The organism is Herbaspirillum sp. 3R11 (assembly GCF_004563925.1).
Lineage (GTDB): Bacteria > Pseudomonadota > Gammaproteobacteria > Burkholderiales > Burkholderiaceae_D > Herbaspirillum.
In genome coordinates this window covers 563,489-588,095 of the sequence record NZ_SPNJ01000004.1, presented here as the reverse complement: position 1 = coordinate 588,095, position 24,607 = coordinate 563,489, and the positions used below count along the sequence as shown (strand labels likewise).

Genomic DNA, 24,607 nt, shown 5'->3' with positions numbered 1-24,607 from the left:
GACCCGGGTGTTGACCCGCCTTACCACTTCATCTCGCCCTTGGCGACCTTGGCACAGAGTTCCAGCACCGAAAGATTGGTGGCGCCGGGATAGCGCGCTTTCATTGCTGCGATCAGAGCGGCGGAGTCGGCAGCTTTGACAGTTTCCGCATCGAAGGCCTTGATGTAGTCGCGGGTGTATTTCACCGAGGCGATGGTCATCGGCGCACCGGCGGCGTAGTGGCCGGGGATGACGGTTTTCGGTTTCAGCTTTTCGATACGGGCCAATGTGCCGAGCCAATCCTTGTGCGATTTTTCGCCTTGGGTATCGGCCATCCAGACGTGTTCGTTGCCGTCCACCACTACGCCGCCGACGACTGCCTTGATCGACGGAATCCAGACGAAGCTGCGCTCAGGTTGCGGGCCGTCGAGGCCGATCACTTGCAGCTTCTTGCCTTCCAGCGTCAGCGAATTGCCTTCGAGGACATCGGGAACAATGGTTTGCTTGGGCGCATCTGCGCCGAGCTTTGGTCCCCAGAAGGCCAGCTTGTGCGCGACGGTTTCCTTGATGTGGGCCACGGTCTGCGGCGTCGCCAAAATCTTTACGTCGGGGTAGGCGGCCTTGATGGTGTCGAGGCCGAAGTAGTAGTCCGGGTCGCCGTGGCTGACGTAGACCGCGACCAGCTTCTTGCCGCTGGCGCGGATTTTCTCCACGACCTGCTCCGCCTGTGCGCGGCCGAATTGGGCGTCGACCAGGATCGCGTCCTGTTTGCCGGTGACCAGCACCGAGCTGACCGGGAACAGCGCTTTGTCGCCGGGGTTATAGACCTCAAGCTTGAGGGGCTCGGCGGGAGCGGCGATAGCGGTGCTGCCGGCAAGGATGCCGAAGGCAGCAGCCAGCGCCAGCAGAGGGCGGGAAATGACGTGGAGTCGGGTGTGGAAGCGGGTGTGGAAGCGCGTATGCATGTTGATCTCTCCAAAACGGTTTAAACACAGGGAAAAGTGCGACAAACGAAGATTAATGATTTATTTGTTTTGGAAAAACAGCATAATGAAACATAGTTTGTTTCTGAAATCGGGCATATGAGATCGAGGACGAAGAGCGCAACATGGATAGATTGACCGCAATGCAGGTATTTGTGAGTGTCGTCGACAGCGGCAGCCAGTCGGCGGCGGCGCTGCAGCTGGACATGTCGCGTCCGGTGGTGTCGCGCTATCTGGCGGAGCTGGAAGAATGGGTGGGGGCGCGCTTGTTGCACCGGACCACGCGGCGCCTCAGCCTGACGCCGGCAGGCAACGATGTCCTGGAGCGTTGCCGCCAGATGCTGACGGCTGCGAGCGATTTGCAGAACGCCGTCAATCAGCCGCAACAAGCACCCAAGGGTTTATTGCGCATCACCACGACGACTTCATTCGGTCCTCAGCTCGTGCGCGCCGTGGCGCAATACTGCAAGCGCTATCCCGCTGTGGCGGTCGATCTGATGATGCTGGATCGCACCGTCAACCTGGTGGAAGAACGCATCGACCTGGCGATCCGCATGACCACGCGCCTCGATCCCAACCTGATCGCACGCAGGCTGTCGGTATGTCGTTCGACGATTTGCGCGTCGCCCGCCTATCTGCGCGAACACGGCACGCCAAAAAAGGTCGCGGACCTGGCGTTGCACAACTGCCTGACGCATTCCTACGTCGGCAAGAGCTTGTGGGAGTTCGATCACAAGGGCAAGCACAGCTCGGTCGCGGTCAGCGGCAACATCAGCGCCAACGAGGCGATGGTCCTGCTGTCCGCGGCGCTGGCCGGCGCCGGCATCGCGCATCTGCCGTCCTATGCGGCCGCGCCGTATGTGGCGTCCGGCAAGCTGGTGGCGCTGCTGCCGCAACATGAGCCGACCGTGCTCGACATCTACGGCGTGTATGCGTCGCGCAAACACATGCCTGCGACCTTGCGCACCATGCTGGATTTTTTGGCGGAGCGGTTTACCGACGAGCCGGAGTGGGGAGAGGGCTAGCCGGGTTCAGGGATTCAGGGCTTCAGGGAGTAATGCTGAGCAGCTTGTGCACGAGTTCGGAAGACGTCGCCGCGCCGAATTTGCGCATCAGCCGGGCGCGATGCATTTCCACCGTGCGCGGGCTCAGTTCGACCTGGCGCGCGATCAGCTTGCTGGTTTTTCCTTCCACCAGCAGTGCCGCGATCTCGCGTTCGCGCGGCGTCAGTCCCGGCGCCAGCGGACGCTTGGCGCTGACGTCCTCGAAGGTCCAGATACCGGCCGCATGCGGATCGCCCTGCACCAGCGAGGCGCCGGTCACGTGGCACCAGAACATCTCATCGCTGGCGCGCTTCATGATGCGCTCGTCGGAGTAGAAGCCCTTTTCGTTGAGGATGGGCACCAGGCGCACGCCGGTACGCTCGAATTCGTCCGCGGTCGGATACAGCACCATGAAGGACTTGCCCGATAGTTCACCCGGCGCATAGCCGAACATTTTCGCCAGCGCCAGGTTGCTTTGCTGGATCACGCGATTGTGCGAAACACACATGCCGATCGGGGCATGCATGAATACTTGTTCGAAGTCGACGGAATGCGAGTTGCTCATGATGTGCTGCTAAGCGCTGTATCGTAAAAATACTGTTGGGAATCCTCAATAATAAGGCCTGGCGGGAGTTCTAGGTATTTTTACCGTATTGTTCGCGCCATACCCGCGTCCTATGATGCCTGCTGACATTTAGAACCTATAAGAATCGAAAGGAGACACGTGAATAAAGTCTATCCCGACGCGTCCAGCGCGTTATCCGGCATCGTCAAGGACGGCCAGACGATTGCCGTCGGCGGCTTCGGCCTGTGCGGCATTCCTGAAGCGTTGATCGCGGCGTTGCGCGACTCCGGCGTACAGAATCTGACCGCCATCTCCAACAACGCCGGCGTCGACGGTTTCGGCCTCGGCCAACTGCTGACCACGCGCCAGATCAAGAAAATGATCGCCTCCTACGTCGGCGAAAACAAAGAGTTCGAACGCCAATACCTGGCCGGCGAACTCGAGCTCGAATTCACCCCGCAAGGCACGCTGGCAGAAAAGCTGCGCGCAGGCGGCGCCGGCATTCCGGCGTTCTTCACCAAGACCGGTGTCGGCACGCTGGTGGCCGAAGGCAAGGAAATCCGCGAGTTCGACGGCGCCAAGTACGTCATGGAACGCTCGCTGGTGGCCGACATTTCGCTGGTCAAGGCGCAGAAGGCCGACAAGGCCGGCAACCTGGTCTTCAACAAGACCGCGCGTAACTTCAACCCCAACGTCGCCATGGCCGGCAAGATCACCATCGTCGAAGTCGAAGAACTGGTCGAAGTCGGCGAGCTCGACCCGGACCAGATTCATACGGCCGGCATTTTCGTGCACCGCATCGTGGTCAACGCCACGCCGGAAAAGCGTATCGAACAACGCACTGTGTCGAAGTAAGAGGAGACTAGAACATGGCATGGACCAGAGACGAAATGGCTGCGCGCGCAGCCAAGGAATTGCAGGACGGTTTTTACGTCAACCTCGGCATCGGCTTGCCGACCCTGGTGGCGAATCACGTTCCCAAGGATATTGAAGTCTGGCTGCAATCAGAAAACGGCCTGCTCGGCATCGGCCCGTTCCCGACCGAAGACAAGGTCGACGCCGACCTGATCAACGCCGGCAAGCAAACCGTGACGACCATTCCCGGCTCGTCCTTCTTCGCCTCGGCCGATTCCTTCGGCATGATCCGCGGCGGCAAGATCAACATCGCGATCCTGGGTGCGATGCAGGTGTCGCAACAGGGCGACCTGGCCAACTGGATGATCCCCGGCAAGATGGTCAAGGGCATGGGCGGCGCGATGGACCTGGTGGCTGGTGTCGGCCGCGTGGTGGTGCTCATGGAGCACGTGGCCAAGGGCAAGGACGGCAGCATCTCGCAAAAAATCCTCAAGCAATGCAACCTGCCGCTGACCGGCGTGGGCGTGGTCAATCGCATCATCACCGATCTCGGTGTGATCGATGTGACGCCGAGTGGTCTGAAGCTGATCGAGCTGGCCACGGGCGTGACCAAGGAAGACGTGATCGCCAATACTGAGGCCGAGCTCGACGTCAGCGCGGTGTAATTCACAGAGTTTGTTCTGCGTTCTCTTCGGAGAGCGGACGGTACAGGGGGCGAAGCCTGTGCCGTTTTTTTATGCGCGTGTAGTTTGTAATGTTCAGCGTCGCGCCAGTCGCTCGCGCACGTGCTCTTCGTGGAACACCGTGTGGGCCGGCTTGACCAGGTCGCTGCGGCTGACGATGCCGATCAGTTGGAGCGACGAGGCGTCGGCCACGACCGGCAGGCGTTCTACGTGATGCGCCGCCATGCGCCGCGCAATCGACTGGCAGGTTTCGGTGGAGAAGGCGAGCAGGGATGTGGACGGCGCCAGCAGTTCGCCGATCGGCGTCGTGCCTTCATGTCTATCGAGATGCGCGAGCAAGGCGCCGCGATCCAGCATGCCGACCAATTTCCCATTGGTGTCGCAGACCGGAAACGCCCGGTGCTGTTGCGTCGCACCGAAGTAGGCTGCAGCGATGTCGTCCAGGCTGAGCGAGGCGGGGATCGTCACCGCGTCGCGCGTCATCACTTCTTCCACGAACATGCGTTCTTGCGGATCGACGCTGTACTCGCGATAAATGTGCAGACCGCGCCGCGCGATCTTCTCGGTCATGATGGAGCGGCGCATGACCAGCACCGTGAAGCCGTAGGAAATCCCGGTTGCCAGCAGCAGCGGCAGGAAAGCGTTGAAGTCGCCCGTCAGTCCCAGCGCAAACACTGCCGCCGTCAGCGGCGCACCCAGTACGCCCGCCAGCACCGCCGCCATGCATACCAGCGGCCACAGGGTCGGATCGCTGCCCGGCACGACGTAGGCAATCGCGGTGCCGAGTCCGGCGCCCAGCATCAGCAAGGGCGCCAGCACGCCGCCGGAGGTGCCCGAACCCAGCGCGATCACCCAGATGATCGCCTTGACCGCCAGCAAGGCCAGCACCGCTGACATCGCGAGGTGATGGTTGAGCAGGTCGGCGATGACGTCGTAGCCCACACCCAGCGCGCGCGGCTCGAAATAGCCGCCGATGCCGACCGCCACTCCCCCCAAGGCCGGCCACCACATCCAGTGCAGCGGCAAGGCGTGGAAGCGGTCTTCGATCCAGTACAAGGCCACCGACATCGCCGCCGACAGCGCGCCGCTCAGCAGGCCGGCGACGACGCACACCAGCAGCGCCGACAGGCCGACCGGATCGGTGTGCAGCGGAAACAGCGGTCCCGGTTCCAGCAGCAGCGGCCGCGCGAAACCAGCCACCGCGCACGCCAGGATCACCGGCAGCAAACTGCGCGGCCGCCATTCGAACAGGAGCAGTTCCACCGCCAGCAGCACTGCCGCAACGGGTGTGCCGAATACTGCCGTCATGCCTGCAGTAGCGCCCGCAACCAGCAGGGTTTTGCGCTCCGCCGCGCTAACGTGAAAGTGCTGCGCGATCAACGAGCCGATGGCGCCGCCGGTCATGATGATCGGTCCTTCGGCGCCGAACGGTCCGCCGCTGCCGATCACGATGCCCGACGCCAGCGGTTTGAGCACCGCGACCTTGGCGGACATTTTGCTCTTGCCGAACAGGATGGCTTCGATCGCTTCCGGAATGCCGTGGCCGCGGATCTTGTCCGAGCCGAAGCGCGCCATCAATCCGACGATCAGGCCGCCGATGACCGGCACGATCACCACCGCCATTCCCAATGTGTGGGTGGCAGGCGAGCGATCCGCAAACGACAGCGTCTGGAAGAAAAAAAGATTGGTAAAAAAATGAATCAGGTTCAGCAGCACGAAGGCGGCGACGGTGCTGATGCCGCCGATCACGACGGCAATGCCGGCAAGGAAAAGTACGCGGCGGTCGAGGCCGAAGTCACGTTGGTGGCGGCGCATGGCGGAATTCAGGAAAAATGGGAGGAGGCGATACCCGGCAAAGACCGGACTCTATAAATATATCACAATGTGATGTATTTATAGAGTCAGAGAAAAAAGTGTGATCTTTTATCGATAATTTTCGCGGCTTCGCATGGAAATCTTTCGCCGTTCAATCGCGATCAAATCGAGTTGGTGAAAGAGGCGGTGTATCCGTAACGATTGGTAACCATTCGCGGCATCCAGTTACATGGGGCACGGTCATAATACAAAGCCCTCACCACCGATGGAAGACACCATGAAGCTGGAAACCAGCCAAAATGACGGCGTGATGATCGTACGCGCCAGCGGCCGTCTCGATGCCAACGGCGCAGGCGAATTTGTGGTTCAGTTGCGCGAGCAATGTGACGGCACGGCGAAAAAGCTGATTCTCGATTTCAGCGGCCTGACCGAACTCGGATCGGCCGGCTTGCGCGTGCTGTATCTGCTTAGCAAAAAAACCAAAGGCGCACGCGATTGCCTGCTGGTGGCCGGCATGCGCCCATGCGTGCGCGACGTCTTTGACGATACCGGCTTTGTCGCGCTCTACAAAGTTGTCGATACCGTCGAAGAATGTCTGCACGCCAGTCACGCATAAGGCGCCGGCACCTGTCTTCCTGATGTCCGGCGTCTCTCACATCGGGACAAGGCTTTTGCCCCCAAACAATTTCAGCGCAAAAAAACTTATGCCGCCAGCGGCGTCGCCGGCATCGGCACGAACTTCGGCAGGCTCTCGACGCGTGCGATCCAGCCGCGCACATGGGCGTAGGCCTCAAGACTGACGCCGCCTTCCGGCGCATGCGCAACATAGCTGTAGCAGGCAATGTCGGCAATCGTCGGACGCGTGCCGACCAGGAAGCTGCGGCCGGTCAGGTGGGCATCCAGCAACTTCAGCAGCGCCGCCGCCTTCTGCGCCGCCAGCGCGTAGTCGTGCGGCGCACCGAACAACTTCACCATACGCGCCTTGCCCGGACCTTCCAGCACTTCGCCAGAAGCCAGCGACAGGAACTGCTGCACGCGTGCTGCGTCGGCGGGATCTGACGGCAACCAGCCGGCTTCGCCGTATTGCTTCGCCAGATACACCAGAATGGCAGTGGAATCGTACAGCGTGATGTCGCCGTCCTCGATCACCGGCACCTGCCCGCGCGGATTTCTGGCCAGGAAGGCAGCATCCTTCTGCGCCTTGCTCGGCAGATCGACGTAGATGAATTCATGAGGCAGATCCAGCAGCGTCAGGAACAGTTGGACGCGATGGCTGTGACCCGACAGCGGAAAGCCATACAGGCGGATGGGTTGGGCGGGTTGCTTGGCTGGTGTGGCGGACATGGGAAACTCCTGAAGGCGAGGGCGTTGAAGGAAATGAACAATGAAATCGGAAAGACGGACGATTTTCTTTATGTGATAAAGTGTACCGAGCGTTCGGTACAATAAGCAATCAAAAGAAAACTGTCAAATAAATTTATAATCCCTGCAACGCCAAAACGACGCCGGTACCTGCTTTGCGAAGCCGTCGACGGCGTCTTACCGAAACCACACCACTATGCCCGCGCCCACCCTGTCCCGAGACGAAGTCGTCCAACGCATCCTCGCCGAATTCCGTCGCTCGGGTTATCAGGGCGCGACCCTGTCGAGCCTGTCGGAAGCTACCGGCCTGGGCAAGTCCAGTCTCTATCACTACTTCCCCAACGGCAAGGCCGATATGGGCGAAGCAGCGTTGCAAGCCGTGGGCGTGTGGATTGGTGAAAACGTCCTGCCGGCGTTGAGCGAATCCGGCTCGCCGGAAAAGCGCCTGAAGAAATTCAGCGCCGGCCTCAGCGAGTTCTACGCCAAGGGTTCCAGGCCCTGCCTTACCGACTTGTTCACCATCGGCGAAGCCGGCGAGCTCTATCAGCAATACCTGAAGCAGCGCCTCGGCAATCTGATCAAGGCGCTGGCAGCCGTCGTCACCGAAACCGGCATCAGCGCGGAAGAGGCGACCCGCCGCGCCGAAGACGCCATGATCACGCTACACGGTGCGCTGGTCGTCTCGCGCGCGTTGGGCAGCACCGCGCCGTTCACGCGCACCATGCGCAATTTCCCTGCGGTCCTGCTCGGACAGTAATCCGCACGCACCCTCTTCAACTTACCTAGCGGCACTGAAGGCGGCCGCCGGGTATCGAATATCGGATGCCGGGCATCATTAGGCATTCCCTATCGTTCCGATTGAAATGATGAACTTGCTTGACATTCGCCTAGTAACTATTATGATGAAAGTAACTGGCCGAATCGTCGGGCATTACCCCTCACCCTTTCTGGAGAACATCATGAGCAACGCAAACAACAAGCCCGGCACCGCCCTCATCACCGGCGCCTCGACCGGCATCGGCGCCACTTACGCAGACCGCCTGGCGCGCCGCGGTTACGACCTGATCCTGGTGGCGCGCGACGTCAAGCGCCTGGAAACCCTGGCCGAGCGCCTGCGCAAGGAAACTTCCGTCAAGGTCGACATCCTGCCCGCCGATCTGGTCAACAAGGCCGACCTGCTGAAAGTCGAACAACGCCTGCGCAGCGACGCCTCGGTGACGATGCTGGTCAACAACGCCGGCATGTCGATCTCGGGTGAACTGGCCGACGGCAACATCGAGCAATACGACGCCATGATCCAGCTCAACATCACCGCCGTACTGCGTCTGGCCGCAGCAGTTGCGCCCGGCTTCGTCGCGCGCAAGGGCGGTACGCTGATCAACGTCGCCTCGGTGCTGGCGCTGGCGCCTGAACTGTTCAATGGCGCCTACAGCGGCACCAAGGCCTTCGTCCTCAACTTCAGCCAATCGCTGCAAAAGGAACTGGGCAACCACGGCGTGCGCGTGCAGGCCGTGTTGCCGGGCGCTACCCGCACCGAAATCTGGGAACGTTCCGGCACCGACATCGCCAACCTGCCGGCCGAAATGCTGATGGAAGTGGACGATCTGGTTGATGCAGCGCTGTCGGGTCTCGACCTGGGCGAACAAGTCACGATTCCATCGCTGCCTGACGTCGGCCAATGGGAAACGCTGACCGCCGCACGCCACGCCATGGGTCCGAACCTGTCGCTCAGCAAGCCCGCCGCACGCTACCTCAAATAAGCCGATCCGCGCATGCGTCACAAATGCATAGCTGATGAAGAATGCCCCGTCGCTTGCACACTGCAGATGGTGGGCGAGTGGTGGAGCATCCTGATTCTGCGCGATTGCCTGCGCGGATTGACCCGCTTCGACCAGTTTCAGAAAAATCTGGCAATATCCCCCAACATGCTGACGCGCCGTCTGCAGACGCTGGTCGACGCCGGCCTGCTGGAGCGGCGTCAATATTGCGAACATCCGCCACGCCACGAATACATCCTGACCGAACGCGGTCGCGATTTTCGCATCGTGATCGCGGCGATGTACGACTGGGGCAGCCGCAACCTGCCGATTGAAGGACAGGCGGATTCGCCGCGACCTTCATCGCTGCCGGGCGAGGATGCCGAACGCTATTTGCAGGGAAAAAACGAGGAGATCTAGCAATGCGAATTCTGGTAGTGGGAGCCGGCGCAGTCGGTGGATATTTTGGCGGCCGCTTGCTGGCGGCGGGACGCGACGTGACCTTCCTGGTACGCGAGAAACGCGCCCAACTGTTGGCGCAGAACGGCCTGCAAATCAAGAGTCCGGTCGGCGACCTGAGCTTGGCCAATCCGCCCACGGTGCAAAAGCAAAACCTGCAGCAAGCCTATGACCTGGTCATCCTGAGCTGCAAGGCCTATGACCTGGCCGACGCCATCGAATCCTTTGCCCCTGCAGTCGGACCGCACACCACCGTCCTGCCGCTGCTCAACGGCCTGCAACATCTCGACGTACTGGCGACACGCTTCGGTGCAGAGAAAATACTCGGCGGGCAATGCGTCATCGCCAGCACCGTCGACGCCGACGGCGCCATCCGTCATCTGAATACCTTCCACGGCATGACTTTCGGCGAGCGCGACGGTACGGCATCGTCACGTGTGCAGGCGATCGAACAACAACTCGCCGGCGCCGGCTTCGACGTCAACGTCAGCACAACAATCCTGCAATCGATGTGGGAAAAATGGATCATGCTGGCGTCGCTGGCCGGCAGCACCAGCCTGATGCGTTCCAACATCGGCGACATCATGCAGGCCAGCGGCGGTCTGGAATTCGTCAGTGGCCTGCTTGACGAAGCCAGCGGCGTCGCAGCCGCCAACGGCCATGCGCCGGGCGGGCCGTTCTTCGAACGCACACGCAAGATGCTGACCGAAGCCGGCTCGACGTTGACCGCGTCCATGTTCCGCGACATCGGTAACGGCGCGCGCATCGAAGCCGACCACATCATAGGCGACCTGCTGCGTCGCGGTCGTGAAGCGAAAGTCAAAATCGACTTGCTGCAAGTCGTCTACACCCATCTCAAGACCTACGAAGCGCGCCTGCTGAACCAGCCGGCCTGATCCTTCATCGTCACAACATGCATGCGCCTTCTTATGAGGCGCATGCAATTTCTTCTACCATCCCCCGCCCAACGAACGGAACGTCGACACCGCCGCACGCGCATCGTCGGCGCGCACCTGCGCCAGTTGGTCGCGCGCATGCAGCAGCAGGCGGTCTTCCTCCAGTACTTCCGTAAGACTGAGCACGCCGCCCTGATACGCATCCTGCGCCGCGCTGCGCGCACGCTGCCGCGCTGCCACTTCATCGGCCAGTTCGGCGCTTTGCTTCTCCAGTTGCACCAGTGTGACGATGGCGTTCTCGACGTCCTCGGTGGCGCGCAGGATGGACTGGCGATAGCGCGCCAACGCTTCCTGATTGACGCCTTTGGCGCGCGCGACTTCAGCGTCGATGCGGCCGAAGTCGAACAGGCGCCAGCGCAATCCCAGCGCCGCCTGCGGCTGGAAGCTGTCGGCGCTGAACAGGCCGGCTGCCCCCAGGCTTTCAAAACCGAGCAAGGCCGACAGCGACAGTTTCGGGTAGTACTCGGCCATGGCCACGCCGATGCGTGCATTTGACGCCGCCAGCTTGCGTTCTGCCGCCAGCACATCGGGACGGCGGCGCAGCAATCCTGCACTGCCGTCGGCAACGCTGATGGCCGGCACCGCAATAGTGTTGTCCGCGCCTGCATCCAATTCGCGCGCATAGGTGCCGGGCACCGCGCCCATCAATACGTCGAGGCGATTGAGCTGGCGTTCGAGTTCGGTGCGCAGCGGCGGGATGCCGGCGCGCGCCTGCGACAACTGCGCCTGCGCCAAAGCATCTTCACGCTGGTTGGATAAGCCGTCGCGCAAACGCAACTTCACCAGCTCCAGCAACTTGTCGCTGGTCTGCACCTGATCTTCGGCAATGCGGATGCGTGACTGTGCGCTGCGAATGCGGAAGTAGGCATCCGCAGCTTCGGCCGCGATCGAGATGCGCACGCCGAGATGATCCGCCTCAGCGGCGTCGCGCTCGGCATCGGCCGCTTCTACGCCGCGCTTGAGCGAGCCGGCCAGGTCGGTTTCCCAACTGGCGCCGACGCCGACGTCATACAAGGTCTGGGTGCGCTGATAGCCGGGGAAGCTGGACGCGATCTTGCCCAGCGGACTGTTGAGCGATTGACGCTGGCGTCCCGCTTGCGTATCCAGGCCGACCTGCGGCAGCCGCTCGGCGCCGGCGTGACGCGCCACTGCCTGTGCCTGCTCCACGCGCGCCAGCGAGGCGGCCAGGTCGAGGTTCTGCTCCATCGCGCGCTGCACGATGCTGCTCAATACCGGATCGTTGAAGCCGGTCCACCACTGTTCGAGTTGCGGCATTGATGCCGAAGGTGCGTACGTTGCCGATGTTGCCGGGCGTTGTTCCAGCAACGACGCGTTGTGGAAGGCGCCGGTCGTCACCGCCGGCGCCTGGTAATCCGGGCCGCTGGCGCAGGCCGCCAGAAAGATTCCCGCCGCCAGCGCCACCGCCGTCACGCGTGTCGTGCGCAGTGCGGTGATGCCTGCAGTGATATCCATATATGTGCTGTTGCCCATGTCGCTTCCCCTAAACAAGTGTCGGATGTCGTGTTTTAAAAAGTTACTTGCAAAATGATAGTGTCTAGTTTAATCTAACTATCAAAATGAAAGCAACTAGCAGTTTCAAAAATTTTTGCAGTAAAAAAATGCCGCAAGGCGACATCCATCGGGCGCAAGACAGACACTAGAGAAGGACTGGGGTAACAAGATGACAACGCAAGCAACTACAGCAGTCGGCGGCAACGAAGCCAATGGCGCAGCGCCGAAGGGCAAAAAGAGATTCATCAAATTCGCAGTGCTGGCGCTGGTCTTGCTGGCCGCAGCCGTCTATCTGATTTACTGGTTTGCCGAAGGCCGCCATTGGGAGCACACCGATGACGCCTACGTCGGCGGCGACATCACCGTGATCGCGCCGAAGGTATCGGGCAACATCGTCAAGGTGCTGGTCACCGACAACCAGCGCGTCAAGGCCGGTGACCTGCTGATCAAGATTGATGACCGCGATTACGTCGCGGTGCTGAACAAACTGGACGCCGCAGTGCAGGCGCAGCAAGCCGCGCTGGCCAACATCGACGCCGAGCGTCGCCTGCAGGAAGCCGTGATTGACCAGGGCAAGGCCGGTGTCGCCGCCAGCAATGCCGACCTCACCCGCACCCGCGACGACCAGACGCGTTATCAGAGCCTGTCGGCCAAGGCGGCAGTGTCGGTGCAGAGCTTCCAAAAAGCCGACGCCGACTACAAGCAGGCACAGGCCAACGGCCAGAAGGCGCAAGCCGGCCTGGTCGCGGCGCAACGCCAGCTCGATGTGCTCGCCACGCAAAAGCAGAAGGTCCAGGCGGCCATGCAGCAAGCCATCGCCGAACGCAATCTGGCGCAGCTGAATGTCGGCTATACCGAATTGCGCGCGCCGGTCGACGGCGTGGTCGGCAACCGTCGCGCGCGTCTGGGGGCGTATGCGGCGACCGGTGCACAGTTGTTGTCAGTGGTGCCGGCGGAAGGATTGTGGGTAGACGCCAACTTCAAGGAAAGCCAGATCGCGCATTTCCAGACCGGCATGGCTGTGAAGATCAAGGCTGACGTCTTGCCCGGTGAAACCTTCCAGGGACATGTCGCCAGCATCGCACCGGCAACCGGCGCGCAGTTCAGCATCCTGCCGGCCGAAAACGCCACCGGCAATTTCACCAAGATCGTCCAGCGCGTTCCTGTGCGCATCCTGCTTGACGGCGAAGCTGCCCGTCTTGGCAAGCTGCGTCCGGGCTTGTCGGTGACGGCGGAGGTGGATGAGCGTACAGGCAACTCCAACGGCAACCGGAGCTGAGCATGAGCGCCGCTGCTCTGGCACCCGCTGCCGAACTCACGCAAAAAGCCAAGATCCTCGCCTTCGCCACCATGTGCGTCGGCATGTTCATCGCCCTGATCGACATCCAGATCGTCTCGGCCTCGCTGGCCGATATCGGCGGCGGCCTGTCGGCAGGCGCTGATGAAACCGCATGGGTGCAGACCAGTTACCTGATTGCCGAGATCATCGTCATTCCGCTATCCGGATGGCTGGCGCGCGTGATGTCGACGCGCTGGCTGTTCAGCGCGTCGGCGGTCGGCTTCACCATCGCCAGCATGCTGTGCGGCCTGGCGTGGGATATCAACAGCATGATCTTCTTCCGCGCGCTGCAAGGCTTCCTCGGCGGCTCGATGATCCCGATGGTGTTCACCTCGGCGTTCTTCTATTTCTCCGGGCATCAGCGCGTGATCGCTGCGGCGACCGTCGGTGCGCTGTCGTCGCTGGCGCCGACGCTGGGACCAACCGTTGGCGGCTGGATCACCAGCAACTATTCGTGGCACTGGCTGTTCTTCATCAACCTGGTGCCGGGGATTTTCGTCGCAGTGGTGGTGCCGATGCTGGTGCGCATCGACAAGCCGAACCTGTCGCTGCTCAAGGGCGCCGACTATCTCGGCATGATCCTGCTGGCGGCCAGTCTCGGCTGTCTGGAATATTCGCTGGAAGAAGGACCGCGGCTGGGCTGGCTGGGCGACGACGTCATCAGGACCACCGTGTGGATTTCCATCGTCGCCGGCGTCGGCTTCATCTGGCGCAGCCTGGCGTTCGAGAATCCGGTGGTCGACCTGCGCGCGCTCAAGGACCGCAACTTTGCGCTCGGCTGTTTCTTCTCCTTCGTCACCGGCATCGGCATCTTCGCCACGGTCTATCTGACGCCGGTGTTCCTGGCGCACGTACGCGGCTTCAGTGCGCTCGACATCGGCCTGGCCATCTTCGCGACCGGCCTGTTCCAGATCTGTGCGATTCCGTTCTATACCTATCTGGGACGGCGCGTCGATCTGCGCTGGCTGATGATGTTCGGCATGGCCTGCTTCGCACTGAGCATGTGGAACTTCACGCCGATCACGCACGACTGGGGCTGGCGCGAGCTGTTGTTGCCGCAGGCCTTGCGCGGTTTTGCGCAGCAGTTCGCGGTGGCGCCGGTGGTGACGCTGACCTTGGGAGCGCTCAAGCCCGAGCGGCTGAAGCAGGCTTCGGGTTTGTTCAACCTCATGCGCAACCTGGGCGGCGCGATCGGCATTGCGGTGTGCGGCACCATCCTCAACGATCGCACCAACCTGCATTTCCTGCGCCTGGCGGAACATCTCAACAGCGCCAATGAATCGATGAACAATCTGCTGCAGAACACCGGCGCCAACATGCTGGCATGGGGACTCGACGGCGGCAGCGCGCCGACCGGCGCCTTGCAGCAATTATGGAAGCTGACCATGCGCGAAGCGCAGACGCAGACTTTCGCCGATGCCTTCCTGGCGGTGATGGTGTGTTTCCTGGTGGCGATCGTGCTGATTCCGTTGATGCACAAAGTGGCGCCGCCGAAAGCGCCGTCCGCCGACGCGCACTAAGTCGGGTCGTTAGTCGATGCGTTAATCCGGATCAGCCGGCCATGCGCTCACGCGCCAGCTGGGCGGAGCTCTGACGCACCGCCCAGCGCACCGGCTTGGCAGCGATGCCGACGGCATGCTGCAGCAGTGCCCGCTGCAGCGGCCGCAACGGCTTCATTCCCAATTGCTGTTTGGCCCAGTCGGGCAGCAAGTCCACGCCGGCGCGCGTCATCAGGCGCGTGAACGGCAACGCCAGCGCATTCGGCGCGGGCGCATTCAATACCAGCTCCACCGTCTTGAGCGTGCGTTCTTCGCAGCGCAACTGCGGGCGCATGCTCTCGATATAACTCTCCAGGTCCTGCAGATTGCGCGGCACGTTGACGGCGCCGAGCTTCTCGGCGACCAGCGCAATTTCATCGAGGTAGCGGTTCTGCATCGCCAGGCTGAAGTCCGGATTGCGATAGCGCACGTACGCGCGCAGGAAGCACCACACCTCCGCCGCATGCACCCAGGTCAACAGCGCCGGATCATCGGCTGAATAGGCGCGGCCGTCTGCCGCGACACCGCGTACATTGGCGTGGATGCGGCGCACGCGTTCGATCAGGCGCTCGGCGTCGGCGTTGCTGCCGAACGTCGTTCCTGCGATAAACTGCGCGGTGCCGCGCAGGCGGCCAAGCATGTCTTGCTGAAATGTGGAATGATCCCACACGCCCGCCAGCGGCAACGGGTGCAGCATCTGCAATAACAGCGCACTGACGCCGCCGATCAGCATCGAGGTGAAGTCGCTGTGCACCTGCCAGCAGGCCGAATCCGGACCGAACAGGCCGGGATCGCCCTTGGGCAGCCGGAAGTCGGGGCTGCCGGGTGGACGGCTGATGCTGATGACGCTGGCTTCGATGCGGGTACGCAGGGCTTCCATGGGACTTTTCGCTGGGCGGGACGCCCATGGTAAGGCTTTTGTCAGTTAGCTGCAGAAGCGTGGTAAATAAGCAGAAAAGGGGCAAACAGCCCCAGAGTAGTGGCTTTCAGGCAAATTATTCTGAGTATAATAAAAGTCTTATTTCAGGGAACCTAAGTACATGTCAATGGTCGAGTTGGCGCTGCGTCGCCCTTACACCTTTATTGTGATGGCGATGCTGATCGTGCTGTCCACGCCGCTCGTGCTCATGAAAATGGCGACGGACATTTTCCCGGAAATCAATATCCCGGTCATCAGCATCATCTGGAACTACAACGGCCTGTCCGCCCAGGAAATGGGCCAGCGCATCGCCTCCCAGAATGAGCGCGGCCTGACCACCGTGGTCAGCGACATCGAACACATCGAATCGCAATCGCTGGCCGGCGTCGCCGTGATCAAGGTGTTCTTCCAGCCGACCGCCAATATCCAGAACGCCATCGCCCAGACGGTCGCCTCGGTGCAGTCGCAACTGCGCCAGCTGCCTCCCGGCATCACGCCGCCGCTGGTGATCAAGTATTCCGCCTCCAGTATTCCGGTCATGCAATTGGCGCTGTCGAGCCCGACGCTGCCTGAGCAAACGCTGTTCGACGCCGCCATCAACACGCTGCGTCCGCAACTGATCACGATTCCCGGCGTCGCCGTGCCGTTCCCTTACGGCGGCAAGACGCGCCTGATCTCGGTCGATCTCGATACACAGGCGCTGCAGGCGCGCGGCCTGTCACCGGTCGACGTGGTCAACGCCGTCAATACGCAAAACCTGATCCTGCCATCCGGCACCGCCAAATTCGGCGCCACCGAATACACGGTCAAGATGAACGGCTCGCCGGAAGCGGTGGCCGGCCTCAATGACCTGCCGGTGCGCACCAGCAACGGCGCCACCACTTACCTGCGCGACGTCGCCTACGTGCGCGACGGCTTCTCGCCGCAGACCAACGTGGTGCGCCAGGACGGCGTGCGCGGCGTGTTGCTGTCGGTGTTGAAGAACGGCGGCGCCTCCACGCTGGACATCGTCAACAACCTGCGTGCGCTGCTGCCGCAAGCGCAGCAGACCATGCCGGCCGACGTCAAGATCACGCCGCTGTTCGACCAGTCGTTGTTCGTGAAAGCTGCGGTCAAGGGCGTGGTCGCCGAAGCGCTCATCGCCGCCGGCCTGACTGCGGCGATGGTGCTGCTGTTCCTGGGCAACTGGCGCAGCACGCTGATCATCGCGTTGACGATCCCGCTGTCGATCCTGGCCTCGATCCTGATCCTCTACATGCTCGGCGAGACGCTCAACCTGATGACGCTGGGGGGCCTGGCGCTCTCGGTCGGCATCCTGGTCGACCAGGCCATCGTGACGATTGAAAACATCGAGCGCCACATGCACATGGGCAAGCCGCTGCATGACGCGATCATCGTCGGTGCCGGTGAAATCGGCGTGCCGGCCTTCGTCTCGACCGTGTGTATCTGTATCGTGTTCGTGCCGATGTTCTTCCTGTCGGGCGTGGCGCGCTTCCTGTTCGTGCCGCTGGCCGAAGCGGTGGTGTTCGCGATGGCGGCGTCGTACATCCTGTCGCGCACGCTGGTGCCGACGTTGGTGATGTTGCTGATGGGCGGCGTCCACGGCGCCGAGGGTGGAAGCAGCGGCGGCAAGACTAGCCTGCTGCAGCGCCTGTACCGCGGCTTCGACAGCCGTTTCGAACATGTGCGCCGCGCCTATACGCTGGTGCTGTCGTCGCTGCTGTCGCACCGGCGTCGCTTCGCGCTGGCCTTCCTCGGCTTCTGTCTGCTGTCTTGCCTGCTGTATCCCTTCCTCGGCCGCGACTTCTTCCCCAACGTCGACGGCGGCCAGATCCGTCTGCACATGCGCATGCCGACCGGCACCCGCATCGAGGAAACCGCGCGCGCCGCCGACCAGGTTGAAGCCGCCATCCGCGAAATGATCCCGGCCGACGAGCTGGAAACCATCCTCGACAACATCGGCGTGGCCAACAGCGGTATCAACCTTTCTTACAGCAACGCCGGCACCATCGGCACACTGGATGGTGAAATCCTGATGTCGCTGCGTGAGGACCATCGTCCTACCGAGAAACTGGTCAGCCTGTTGCGCGCCGAGTTGCCCAAGCGCTTCCCCGGCATCGAGTTCTTCTTCCAACCGGCCGACATCGTCACGCAGATCCTGAACTTCGGTCTGCCGGCTGCGATCGACGTCCAGTTCACCGGACCGAACCTGGAAAAGAACGCCGAGCTGGCCGCCCAGCTGACCAAGCAGATTCGTCAGGTTCCCGGCGCGGTCGACGCTCACGTGCATCAACGCCTCGACGGTCCGGCGCTGGACATGCAGATGGATCGCACGCGCCTGCAACAGTTCGGCCTGTCCGCCGCCAACGTCGGCCAGAACGTGCTGATCGCGCTGTCCGGCAGCTCGCAGACGACGCCGGCCTTCTGGCTCAATCCGCAGAACGGCGTGGTCTATAACGTCGCCGTGCAGTCGCCGCAATATCGTGTCGATTCACTCGATGCGCTGCTCAACATCCCGGTCGGCGCAGGCGGCGCTGCCACCGCAACCGGCGCACCGACCAACACGCAATTGCTGGGCAATCTGGTGGAAGTGAAGCCGGCCCGCCAGCAGGCGATTTCCTCGCGCTACAACATCCTGCCGGCCATCGACGTCTACGTCAGCGTGCAGGGTACCGACCTGGCCAGCGTTGCCGGCAAGGTTGAAAAACTCGTTGCAGAAATGCGTCCGAAACTGCCGCGCGGCAGCCAGGTCGTCGTGCGCGGCCAGGTGCAGACCATGCAGTCGTCGTTCATCGGCCTCGGCGTCGGCCTGGCGATGGCGATCGTGCTGGTGTACCTGCTGGTGGTGGTCAACTTCCAGTCGTGGATCGATGCGGCGATCATCATCGCCGCCTTGCCTGCCGCGCTGGCCGGCATCGCCTGGATGCTGTTCATCACCGGCACCACCTTGTCGGTGCCGGCGCTGACCGGGGCCATCATGACCATGGGGGTGGCGACCGCCAACAGTATTCTGATCGTCTCGTTTGCCCGCCAGCGCCGCGAAGAGGGCGCCACGCCGCTGGCCGCCGCGCTCGAGTCCGGCGCCACGCGCATCCGGCCGGTGCTGATGACGGCGCTGGCGATGATCATCGGCATGATTCCGATGGCGCTCGGCCTGGGTGAGGGCGCGGAACAAAATGCGCCGCTCGGACGCGCCGTGATCGGCGGTCTGATCTTCGCCACCATTTCTACTTTATTCTTCGTTCCCGTCGTTTTCGCGGGCGTTCACCAACGACTGGCGCGCCGCAAAGAAGCGCGCCAGCAACACGGGCACGGACCGGCCGACCAGCCGCCTCAGCCTCAGCAGCCGTAACAGGAGATTTGAAGCAATGTCGCAAGAACGTCATTCCCAACTCGGCATCCATCCCCTCGACCCGGGTGAGGCTGGAGAGCTGTTGAAACGCCAGCAAATCGTGCGCCGCACGCGCATCATCGTCATCGTCTTGCTGATTCTGCTGGCCGTCGGCGCCGCGCGCACCGTGATCAGCCGCGTGTTCAACGCACGCGAACTGGAAGCCGGCACCGCTGAGCGCGCCAAGCAATACGTCAAGACCGCCGTCGCCAAGAGCAGCGATGCGACCCAGACGCTGTCGCTGCCCGGCACCCTGCAAGGCTATGTGCAGTCGCCGATTTCGGCGCGCGCCGGCGGCTACCTGAAACGCTGGCACAAAGACATTGGCGCCCGCGTCGAAAAGGGCGAGCTGCTGGCTGAACTCGACACGCCGGAAATCGACCAGCAACTGTCGCAGGCCGTGGCCGCGCGCCAGCAGGCTGCTTCCAGTCTTGAGCTGGCCAAGAGCACCGTCGATCGCTGGGAAGCGCTGCGCAAGAAGGATGCGGTCTCGCAACAAGAATTGGAAGAACGCCGCAGCGGCTATTCGCAAGCGCGTTCCAACCTCGCCGCCGCCGACGCCAACGTCGAACGCCTGCGCCAGGTGGAAGGCTTCAAGCGCATCGTCGCGCCGTTCGCCGGCGTGATCACGCGCCGCAACGTCGACGTCGGCGATCTGGTTGATCCGGGCGCAGGCGGCGGCGCTGCACGCGCACTGTTCCTGCTGTCGCAGACCGATCCGCTGCGCGTCTATATCAACGTACCGCAGTCGTATTCCAACCTGATCAAGCAGGGCCAGAAAGTGGTCGTCACGCAGACCGAATTGCGCGGCCAGAAGTTCGACGGCAAGGTGGCGCGCACCGCCGCCTCGATCGACACCACCACGCGCACCATGCAGGTTGAAGTGTCCTTGCCGAATCCGGACGGCGCGCTGATGCCGGGCGCCTTCGTGCAGGTGGCCCTGCCGCTCAAGCCGAGCGGCGCGCTGGTGGTCTCCACCGACGTTTTGCTGTTCCGCCGTGAAGGCGCGATGGTGGCATCGGTCGATGCCGGCAACAAGATCCGTCTCAAACGTGTGCAGCTCGGCCGCAATTTCGGCCAGACCGTGGAAGCGCTGGAAGGCATCAACGGCGACGAGCGCCTGATCCTCAATCCGTCGGACTCCGTGGCCGAAGGCGATGAAGTGTCGGTCGCCGCCGAGACTGCCGCACCTAAGGATAAAGAAGGTAAACCGGCTGCAGAAAAGGCCAAGTCGTGATGCTGCGTCCACTTGTCATTGCAGTTGCCGTGGCTGCGACGTTGGCCGGTTGCGCCGTCGGTCCCGACTATCGCAAGCCTGACGTCGACATGCCGGTGACCTGGCAGCTCGATGCGCCGTGGCGGCAAAGTACGCCCGCTGATGAGCAGGCCAAGGGACCGTGGTGGGAACGCTTCGGCGACGCCAAGCTGAACGCCTTGCAGCAGCAGGCGATCGACGGCAACCAGACCCTCGCCATCGCCGCCGCGCGCCTGACGCAGGCGCGCGCCTCGGCCAACGTCGCCTCTGCCGGCATGTATCCGCAAGTCGGCGTCAGCACGCGCGCATCGCGTCTGCGTATCGCCGGCAATCGCCCGCTGACCAATTACAATTCGCCCAACTTCGCCACGGTGCAGAACGATTTTGCGCTGGGCCTGAACGTCAACTATGAAGTCGACCTGGCCGGTCGCGTGCAGCGCAACGTCGAAGGCGCGCGCGCCTCGTCGCAACAGTCGGCCGCCGATTTCGAGAACACCCGGCTGCTGCTGAGCGCCGACCTGGCCGGCAACTATTTCAATCTGCGCGAACTGGACGTCGAACTCGACGTGCTGTCGCGCTCGATCGCATTGCAACGCAAGGCGCTGGAACTGGCGACTTCGCGCCATGATCTGGGCGCCACCTCGGGCCTCGACGTCGCCCAGCAACAGGCGCTGCTCGACACCACACTGACCCAGGTCGACGTGCTGCGCAAATCGCGCGCGCAATACGAACACGCGATCGCCACCCTGGTCGGCACGCCGGCGCCGCTGTTTTCGCTGGCGCCGGAACTGGTGCCGATGACGCCGCCGGCAGTGCCGCTGGGCGTACCGTCGGATCTGCTGGAACGCCGTCCCGACATCGCCTCGGCCGAACGCGCGATGGCCGCCGCCAATGCACAGATCGGCGTGGCCAAGGCGGCGTTCTATCCAAGCATCATGCTGGCGCCGTCGTACGGCGTCGACAGCCGCAACATCGACACCTTGTTCAACGCGCCCAGTGTGGTGTGGTCGCTCGGCGTGTCGCTGGCGCAGACGATTTTCGACGGCGGCCGCATCAGCGCCAACGTCGACTTTGCCACGGGCGGCTATGCAGCATCGGTGGCCTCTTACCGGCGTGTGGTGCTGACCGCGATGCAGGAAGTGGAAGACGGCATCACCGGCGTCGCCGCACTGGACCGCGCCTACACGCAAGCGCAGGCGGCCATCGTCAGCGCGCGGCGCGTACTTGATCTCGCGAACAGCCGCTATGAAGGCGGCGTGTCGACTTACCTCGATGTGATCTCGGCGCAGCAGTCGTTGCTCAACAGCGAACGCCAGGCGGCGCAATTGCTGGGGCAGCGCATGCTGACGTCGGTGTTCCTGATCAAGGCCTTGGGCGGCGACTGGCCGGAGGCGCCATTGGCCCTCAAATAGCGGCCGCCGCGAATCACGCATCCTTCGAAACCGGCCTGGTCGCCGGTTTCGTCACGTTTGGGGCCGGACGGACACCTGCCCACACTTTACGTGACGCAGATAAGTGTTGCGGAATGGTAACAGTTAATTCAAATAATAACGATTATCAATTAGAATTAATCCCAGCGAAAGCATTGCAGATTCATCTCCTGACTGTTCTTTGTGAACATCCCCTGGCGCAGCGGTTTCCGTTCCGCCAACGCGAGTGAATAAGCCGAGCCATCGGTACGCAAAACAATTCATCCCTCCGTCGCCAGCCAACTCTGAGTTCTGTATCGCAGATGTAAGCCAGCTCGAAACTTTTACTACGAGTTCCGTTCATGGCCTACATAAAAAATCGCAAACATGCGCAGCCGCGCTTCAATACCAGGATGACGGCGGCGATCGCCGGTGCGCTTCTGCTGCCGGCTGCCGCTCACGCCCAGCAATCGCAATTGCCCAGTGTCGAAGTGACTGCGACGCAGGACGGCGGCTACAAGGCGGAGCGTGCTTCGTCCGCCAAATATACCCAGCCGCTGGTCGACACCCCGCAAACCTTGCAAGTCATCAAGCGCCAGCTGATCGACCAGCAAAACGCCACTACACTGACCGAAGCATTGCGCAACAGCCCCGGCGTGAGCACCTTCTACCTCGGCGAGAACGGCTCCACCAGCACCGGTGACGCCATCTACATGCGCGGTTTCGACGCTTCCGGCGCGATCTTCGTCGACAGTGTGCGTGACCTCGGTTCGGTCTCGCGCGACATGTTCAACATCCAGCAGGTGGAAGTCCTCAAGGGGCCGGCCGGCACCGACAACGGCCGCGGCTCGCCGACCGGATCGATCAACCTGGTCACCAAGCAGGCGGAATTGAACGACTCCTTCGGCGCCTCGGCCACATACGGCAGCTGGGGGCAGAAGCGCGCCACCGCCGACTGGAACAAGCTGCTCAACGCCGACAACGGCACCGCCCTGCGCCTGAACCTGATGAAGCAGGACAGCGGCGTGCCGGGTCGCCATGAAGTCAACAACGATCACAGCGGTATTGCGGCTTCGCTGGCCAACGGCCTCGGTACCGGCACCCGCATCTTCCTCGACTACCTGCACATGGAACAGAACGACGTGCCCGACGGCGGCGTCCCGACGATCGGTCTGCCGGGCTATCGGAGCCCGCAAACAGCCGCTGCCGGCGCCACCCCAGCCATCCCGCCACGTGCCTACGTGACCAGTGCCCCCCGGGTGAATTCGTCGAACTTCTATGGCCTCACCAGCGACTACAACGACGTCTCCACGGACCGCGTGACCTTGCGCGTCGAGCATGACTTCTCGCCGGATGTGAAGCTGCAGAACACCACGCGTTACGGCAGAACCCACCAGAACTACCTGCTGACTTCCTTCATGGGAAGCGCCGCCAATCTGGTGACGCCGAATCCCGCTGATCGGTCGACTTGGACCATCGCGCGTTCGAATCCGACGATCAAGGACCAGACCAACACCATCCTGACCAACCAGACTTATCTCACTGCCAACCTGCAGACAGGCGCCATCAAGCACACGCTGATGGGCGGAGTTGAGTTCACGCAGGAGAAGCAGGACAACGTCGGCTACGACACGAGCGGGGCCTTGCCTGCCGCCAATTTGTACAATCCGAATCCCAACGCCGGGCGCGGGACCTGGGCGATGACGCCGAACGCCGGCTTGAATTCGTCCGGCAAAACCAGCACGGTTTCGGCTTACCTTTTCGATACCCTCAAGTTCAATGATCGCTGGTCGGTCAATGGCGGGGTGCGTGTCGACCACTACGATACCGATTCCGCCAGCGGCTACAAGTGCGTCACCTCCGGACGCGGCACGCTTTGTCCGACCGGTGTGGCGGCGGGTACGCTGTTCCGCCAGAATTTCAGCACCAACGGCAACTTGTTCAACTGGAAGCTGGCCGGCATCTACAAGCCGACCGAGAACAGCAGCGTCTATGCGCTGTATGCGACGTCGCAGTTGCCGCCGGGCGGTAACAGCTTCGCCTTGAGCGCCACTGCCAACAGCGCCGACAATCCGAACTTCGCGGCGCAAAAAACCAAGACCGCGGAAATCGGCACCAAGTGGGATGTGCTGAACAAGAAGCTGGCGTTGACCGCGGCCCTGTATCGCACCGAGGTCAACAACGAGGTGGAGCTGGACGCGACATCCGGCCAGTACTTCCAGACCGGGAAAAAGACCGTGCAAGGCATCGAGCTGGGTGTGACCGGCGAAGTGACGCCCAACCTGTCGCTGACCGCCGGCTATACCTACATGAACACCAAGGTCAACAGCGGCGCGGTGGTGACCGCCAACGGCGAAAACAACCTGGCCTACACGCCCAAGCAAGCCTTCACTTCGTGGGCGACCTACAAGCTGCCGCAGGGCTTCACCATCGGCGGGGGCGGGCGCTACGTAAGTTCGTTGCTGCGCGGCAGCGACGACGTGTTGAGCGGCACTCCGCAGTACGCCGACTCCTACTGGGTGTTCGACGGCATGGCCGGCTACGTGGTCAACAAGAACCTCGACCTGCAGTTGAATCTGTACAATATTTTCAACAAGGACTACGTGGCCGCGATCAACAAGAGCGGCTATCGCTATACGCCCGGCACGCCGCGCGCCGTGACGCTGACCGCCAACCTCAAGTTCTGATGTGACGTTGAACCGGCGCCGGCCGCCGGTTCGCGCGCGTGGTCCATAATGGGCAACTGTCGCGGCAAGAACACGAAACACGGCCCCTCCCGCACGGAGG

The 24,607-nt window shown here is 62.3% G+C and carries 20 protein-coding genes; 14 read left to right on the top strand and 6 right to left on the bottom strand.

Annotation, left to right across the window (positions count from 1 at the left end; translation table 11 throughout):
- Positions 1-20: 20 nt before the first annotated feature.
- Complete coding sequence (locus E4P32_RS19465; RefSeq protein WP_116435931.1) at positions 21-944, bottom strand: MBL fold metallo-hydrolase; 924 nt, start codon at positions 942-944, stop codon at positions 21-23.
- A 143-nt stretch (positions 945-1,087) separates the two neighbouring features.
- On the opposite strand from E4P32_RS19465, the gene E4P32_RS19460 reads away from it, so the two are divergent.
- The gene (locus E4P32_RS19460) at positions 1,088-1,987 is read left to right on the top strand and encodes a LysR family transcriptional regulator (RefSeq protein ID WP_116435930.1); all 900 of its coding nucleotides are present in this window, start codon (positions 1,088-1,090) and stop codon (positions 1,985-1,987) included.
- A 22-nt stretch (positions 1,988-2,009) separates the two neighbouring features.
- On the opposite strand, the gene E4P32_RS19455 is transcribed toward E4P32_RS19460, so the two are convergent.
- Entirely contained in the window at positions 2,010-2,570 is a 561-nt protein-coding gene (locus E4P32_RS19455) for a PAS and helix-turn-helix domain-containing protein (RefSeq protein ID WP_116435929.1), read from the bottom strand.
- 159 nt (positions 2,571-2,729) lie between these two features.
- Between E4P32_RS19455 and E4P32_RS19450 the strand changes: the two genes are divergently transcribed.
- Together E4P32_RS19450 and E4P32_RS19445 are read left to right on the top strand one after the other, a co-directional pair.
- A complete protein-coding gene (locus tag E4P32_RS19450) occupies positions 2,730-3,425 on the top strand; it encodes a CoA transferase subunit A (RefSeq protein WP_116435593.1) in 696 nt (231 codons plus the stop codon).
- A gap of 14 nt (positions 3,426-3,439) precedes the next feature.
- The gene (locus E4P32_RS19445; protein ID WP_116435928.1) at positions 3,440-4,090 is read left to right on the top strand and encodes a CoA transferase subunit B; all 651 of its coding nucleotides are present in this window, start codon (positions 3,440-3,442) and stop codon (positions 4,088-4,090) included.
- Between the two features lie 93 nt (positions 4,091-4,183).
- On the opposite strand, the gene E4P32_RS19440 is transcribed toward E4P32_RS19445, so the two are convergent.
- Entirely contained in the window at positions 4,184-5,923 is a 1,740-nt protein-coding gene (locus E4P32_RS19440) for a chloride channel protein (RefSeq protein WP_116435927.1), read from the bottom strand.
- Positions 5,924-6,200: 277 nt separating this feature from the next.
- On the opposite strand from E4P32_RS19440, the gene E4P32_RS19435 reads away from it, so the two are divergent.
- Complete coding sequence (locus tag E4P32_RS19435) at positions 6,201-6,539, top strand: STAS domain-containing protein (RefSeq protein ID WP_116435926.1); 339 nt, start codon at positions 6,201-6,203, stop codon at positions 6,537-6,539.
- A gap of 86 nt (positions 6,540-6,625) precedes the next feature.
- On the opposite strand, the gene E4P32_RS19430 is transcribed toward E4P32_RS19435, so the two are convergent.
- Positions 6,626-7,267 (bottom strand): glutathione S-transferase, encoded by a 642-nt coding sequence (locus E4P32_RS19430; RefSeq protein ID WP_116435925.1) that lies wholly within the window; start codon positions 7,265-7,267, stop codon positions 6,626-6,628.
- Positions 7,268-7,481: 214 nt separating this feature from the next.
- Between E4P32_RS19430 and E4P32_RS19425 the strand changes: the two genes are divergently transcribed.
- From E4P32_RS19425 to panE, 4 genes are all read left to right on the top strand, one after another.
- Complete coding sequence (locus E4P32_RS19425; RefSeq protein ID WP_116435924.1) at positions 7,482-8,042, top strand: TetR/AcrR family transcriptional regulator; 561 nt, start codon at positions 7,482-7,484, stop codon at positions 8,040-8,042.
- A gap of 202 nt (positions 8,043-8,244) precedes the next feature.
- On the top strand, positions 8,245-9,045 hold the full coding sequence (locus E4P32_RS19420; RefSeq protein ID WP_116435923.1) for an SDR family oxidoreductase: 801 nt from the start codon (positions 8,245-8,247) through the stop codon (positions 9,043-9,045).
- Between the two features lie 12 nt (positions 9,046-9,057).
- Positions 9,058-9,462 (top strand): helix-turn-helix domain-containing protein, encoded by a 405-nt coding sequence (locus E4P32_RS19415; protein WP_116435922.1) that lies wholly within the window; start codon positions 9,058-9,060, stop codon positions 9,460-9,462.
- A gap of 2 nt (positions 9,463-9,464) precedes the next feature.
- Complete coding sequence (gene panE / locus E4P32_RS19410) at positions 9,465-10,397, top strand: 2-dehydropantoate 2-reductase (protein WP_116435921.1); 933 nt, start codon at positions 9,465-9,467, stop codon at positions 10,395-10,397.
- Between the two features lie 54 nt (positions 10,398-10,451).
- Here panE and E4P32_RS19405 read toward each other — a convergent pair whose 3' ends face one another.
- The gene (locus tag E4P32_RS19405; RefSeq protein ID WP_116436048.1) at positions 10,452-11,930 is read right to left on the bottom strand and encodes an efflux transporter outer membrane subunit; all 1,479 of its coding nucleotides are present in this window, start codon (positions 11,928-11,930) and stop codon (positions 10,452-10,454) included.
- A 208-nt stretch (positions 11,931-12,138) separates the two neighbouring features.
- On the opposite strand from E4P32_RS19405, the gene E4P32_RS19400 reads away from it, so the two are divergent.
- Positions 12,139-13,248, top strand: a complete 1,110-nt coding sequence (locus E4P32_RS19400) for an HlyD family secretion protein (protein ID WP_116435920.1) — start codon at positions 12,139-12,141, stop codon at positions 13,246-13,248.
- A gap of 2 nt (positions 13,249-13,250) precedes the next feature.
- The gene (locus tag E4P32_RS19395) at positions 13,251-14,828 is read left to right on the top strand and encodes a DHA2 family efflux MFS transporter permease subunit (protein WP_116435919.1); all 1,578 of its coding nucleotides are present in this window, start codon (positions 13,251-13,253) and stop codon (positions 14,826-14,828) included.
- Positions 14,829-14,859: 31 nt separating this feature from the next.
- Here E4P32_RS19395 and E4P32_RS19390 read toward each other — a convergent pair whose 3' ends face one another.
- Complete coding sequence (locus E4P32_RS19390) at positions 14,860-15,726, bottom strand: oxygenase MpaB family protein (protein WP_116435918.1); 867 nt, start codon at positions 15,724-15,726, stop codon at positions 14,860-14,862.
- 160 nt (positions 15,727-15,886) lie between these two features.
- Here E4P32_RS19390 and E4P32_RS19385 point away from each other — a divergent pair, with 160 nt between their 5' ends.
- From E4P32_RS19385 to E4P32_RS19370, 4 genes are all read left to right on the top strand, one after another.
- Positions 15,887-19,117: an efflux RND transporter permease subunit gene (locus E4P32_RS19385; RefSeq protein ID WP_116435917.1), complete on the top strand. Its 3,231-nt coding sequence runs from the start codon at positions 15,887-15,889 to the stop codon at positions 19,115-19,117.
- A gap of 16 nt (positions 19,118-19,133) precedes the next feature.
- Positions 19,134-20,393: an efflux RND transporter periplasmic adaptor subunit gene (locus E4P32_RS19380; protein ID WP_116435916.1), complete on the top strand. Its 1,260-nt coding sequence runs from the start codon at positions 19,134-19,136 to the stop codon at positions 20,391-20,393.
- Entirely contained in the window at positions 20,393-21,823 is a 1,431-nt protein-coding gene (locus E4P32_RS19375) for an efflux transporter outer membrane subunit (RefSeq protein ID WP_116435915.1), read from the top strand. Before E4P32_RS19380 ends, E4P32_RS19375 begins: the two co-directional genes overlap by 1 nt.
- Positions 21,824-22,182: 359 nt before the next feature.
- Positions 22,183-24,507: a catecholate siderophore receptor Fiu gene (locus E4P32_RS19370; protein ID WP_116435914.1), complete on the top strand. Its 2,325-nt coding sequence runs from the start codon at positions 22,183-22,185 to the stop codon at positions 24,505-24,507.
- The last annotated feature ends 100 nt before the right edge of the window (positions 24,508-24,607 follow it).

Excerpts from the sequence above, each read along its gene's own strand:
- E4P32_RS19405 (WP_116436048.1), bottom strand. The coding sequence starts at position 11,930 with ATGGATATCACTGCAGGCATCACCGCACTGCGCACGACACGCGTGACG.
- E4P32_RS19425 (WP_116435924.1), top strand. The coding sequence starts at position 7,482 with ATGCCCGCGCCCACCCTGTCCCGAGACGAAGTCGTCCAACGCATCCTC.
- E4P32_RS19415 (WP_116435922.1), top strand. The coding sequence starts at position 9,058 with ATGCGTCACAAATGCATAGCTGATGAAGAATGCCCCGTCGCTTGCACA.
- E4P32_RS19370 (WP_116435914.1), top strand. The coding sequence starts at position 22,183 with ATGGCCTACATAAAAAATCGCAAACATGCGCAGCCGCGCTTCAATACC.
- E4P32_RS19380 (WP_116435916.1), top strand. The coding sequence starts at position 19,134 with ATGTCGCAAGAACGTCATTCCCAACTCGGCATCCATCCCCTCGACCCG.
- E4P32_RS19460 (WP_116435930.1), top strand. The coding sequence starts at position 1,088 with ATGGATAGATTGACCGCAATGCAGGTATTTGTGAGTGTCGTCGACAGC.
- panE (WP_116435921.1), top strand. The coding sequence starts at position 9,465 with ATGCGAATTCTGGTAGTGGGAGCCGGCGCAGTCGGTGGATATTTTGGC.
- E4P32_RS19395 (WP_116435919.1), top strand. The coding sequence starts at position 13,251 with ATGAGCGCCGCTGCTCTGGCACCCGCTGCCGAACTCACGCAAAAAGCC.
- E4P32_RS19455 (WP_116435929.1), bottom strand. The coding sequence starts at position 2,570 with ATGAGCAACTCGCATTCCGTCGACTTCGAACAAGTATTCATGCATGCC.
- E4P32_RS19445 (WP_116435928.1), top strand. The coding sequence starts at position 3,440 with ATGGCATGGACCAGAGACGAAATGGCTGCGCGCGCAGCCAAGGAATTG.
- E4P32_RS19390 (WP_116435918.1), bottom strand. The coding sequence starts at position 15,726 with ATGGAAGCCCTGCGTACCCGCATCGAAGCCAGCGTCATCAGCATCAGC.
- E4P32_RS19465 (WP_116435931.1), bottom strand. The coding sequence starts at position 944 with ATGCATACGCGCTTCCACACCCGCTTCCACACCCGACTCCACGTCATT.
- E4P32_RS19385 (WP_116435917.1), top strand. The coding sequence starts at position 15,887 with ATGTCAATGGTCGAGTTGGCGCTGCGTCGCCCTTACACCTTTATTGTG.
- E4P32_RS19435 (WP_116435926.1), top strand. The coding sequence starts at position 6,201 with ATGAAGCTGGAAACCAGCCAAAATGACGGCGTGATGATCGTACGCGCC.
- E4P32_RS19440 (WP_116435927.1), bottom strand. The coding sequence starts at position 5,923 with ATGCGCCGCCACCAACGTGACTTCGGCCTCGACCGCCGCGTACTTTTC.
- E4P32_RS19430 (WP_116435925.1), bottom strand. The coding sequence starts at position 7,267 with ATGTCCGCCACACCAGCCAAGCAACCCGCCCAACCCATCCGCCTGTAT.
- E4P32_RS19420 (WP_116435923.1), top strand. The coding sequence starts at position 8,245 with ATGAGCAACGCAAACAACAAGCCCGGCACCGCCCTCATCACCGGCGCC.
- E4P32_RS19400 (WP_116435920.1), top strand. The coding sequence starts at position 12,139 with ATGACAACGCAAGCAACTACAGCAGTCGGCGGCAACGAAGCCAATGGC.
- E4P32_RS19375 (WP_116435915.1), top strand. The coding sequence starts at position 20,393 with ATGCTGCGTCCACTTGTCATTGCAGTTGCCGTGGCTGCGACGTTGGCC.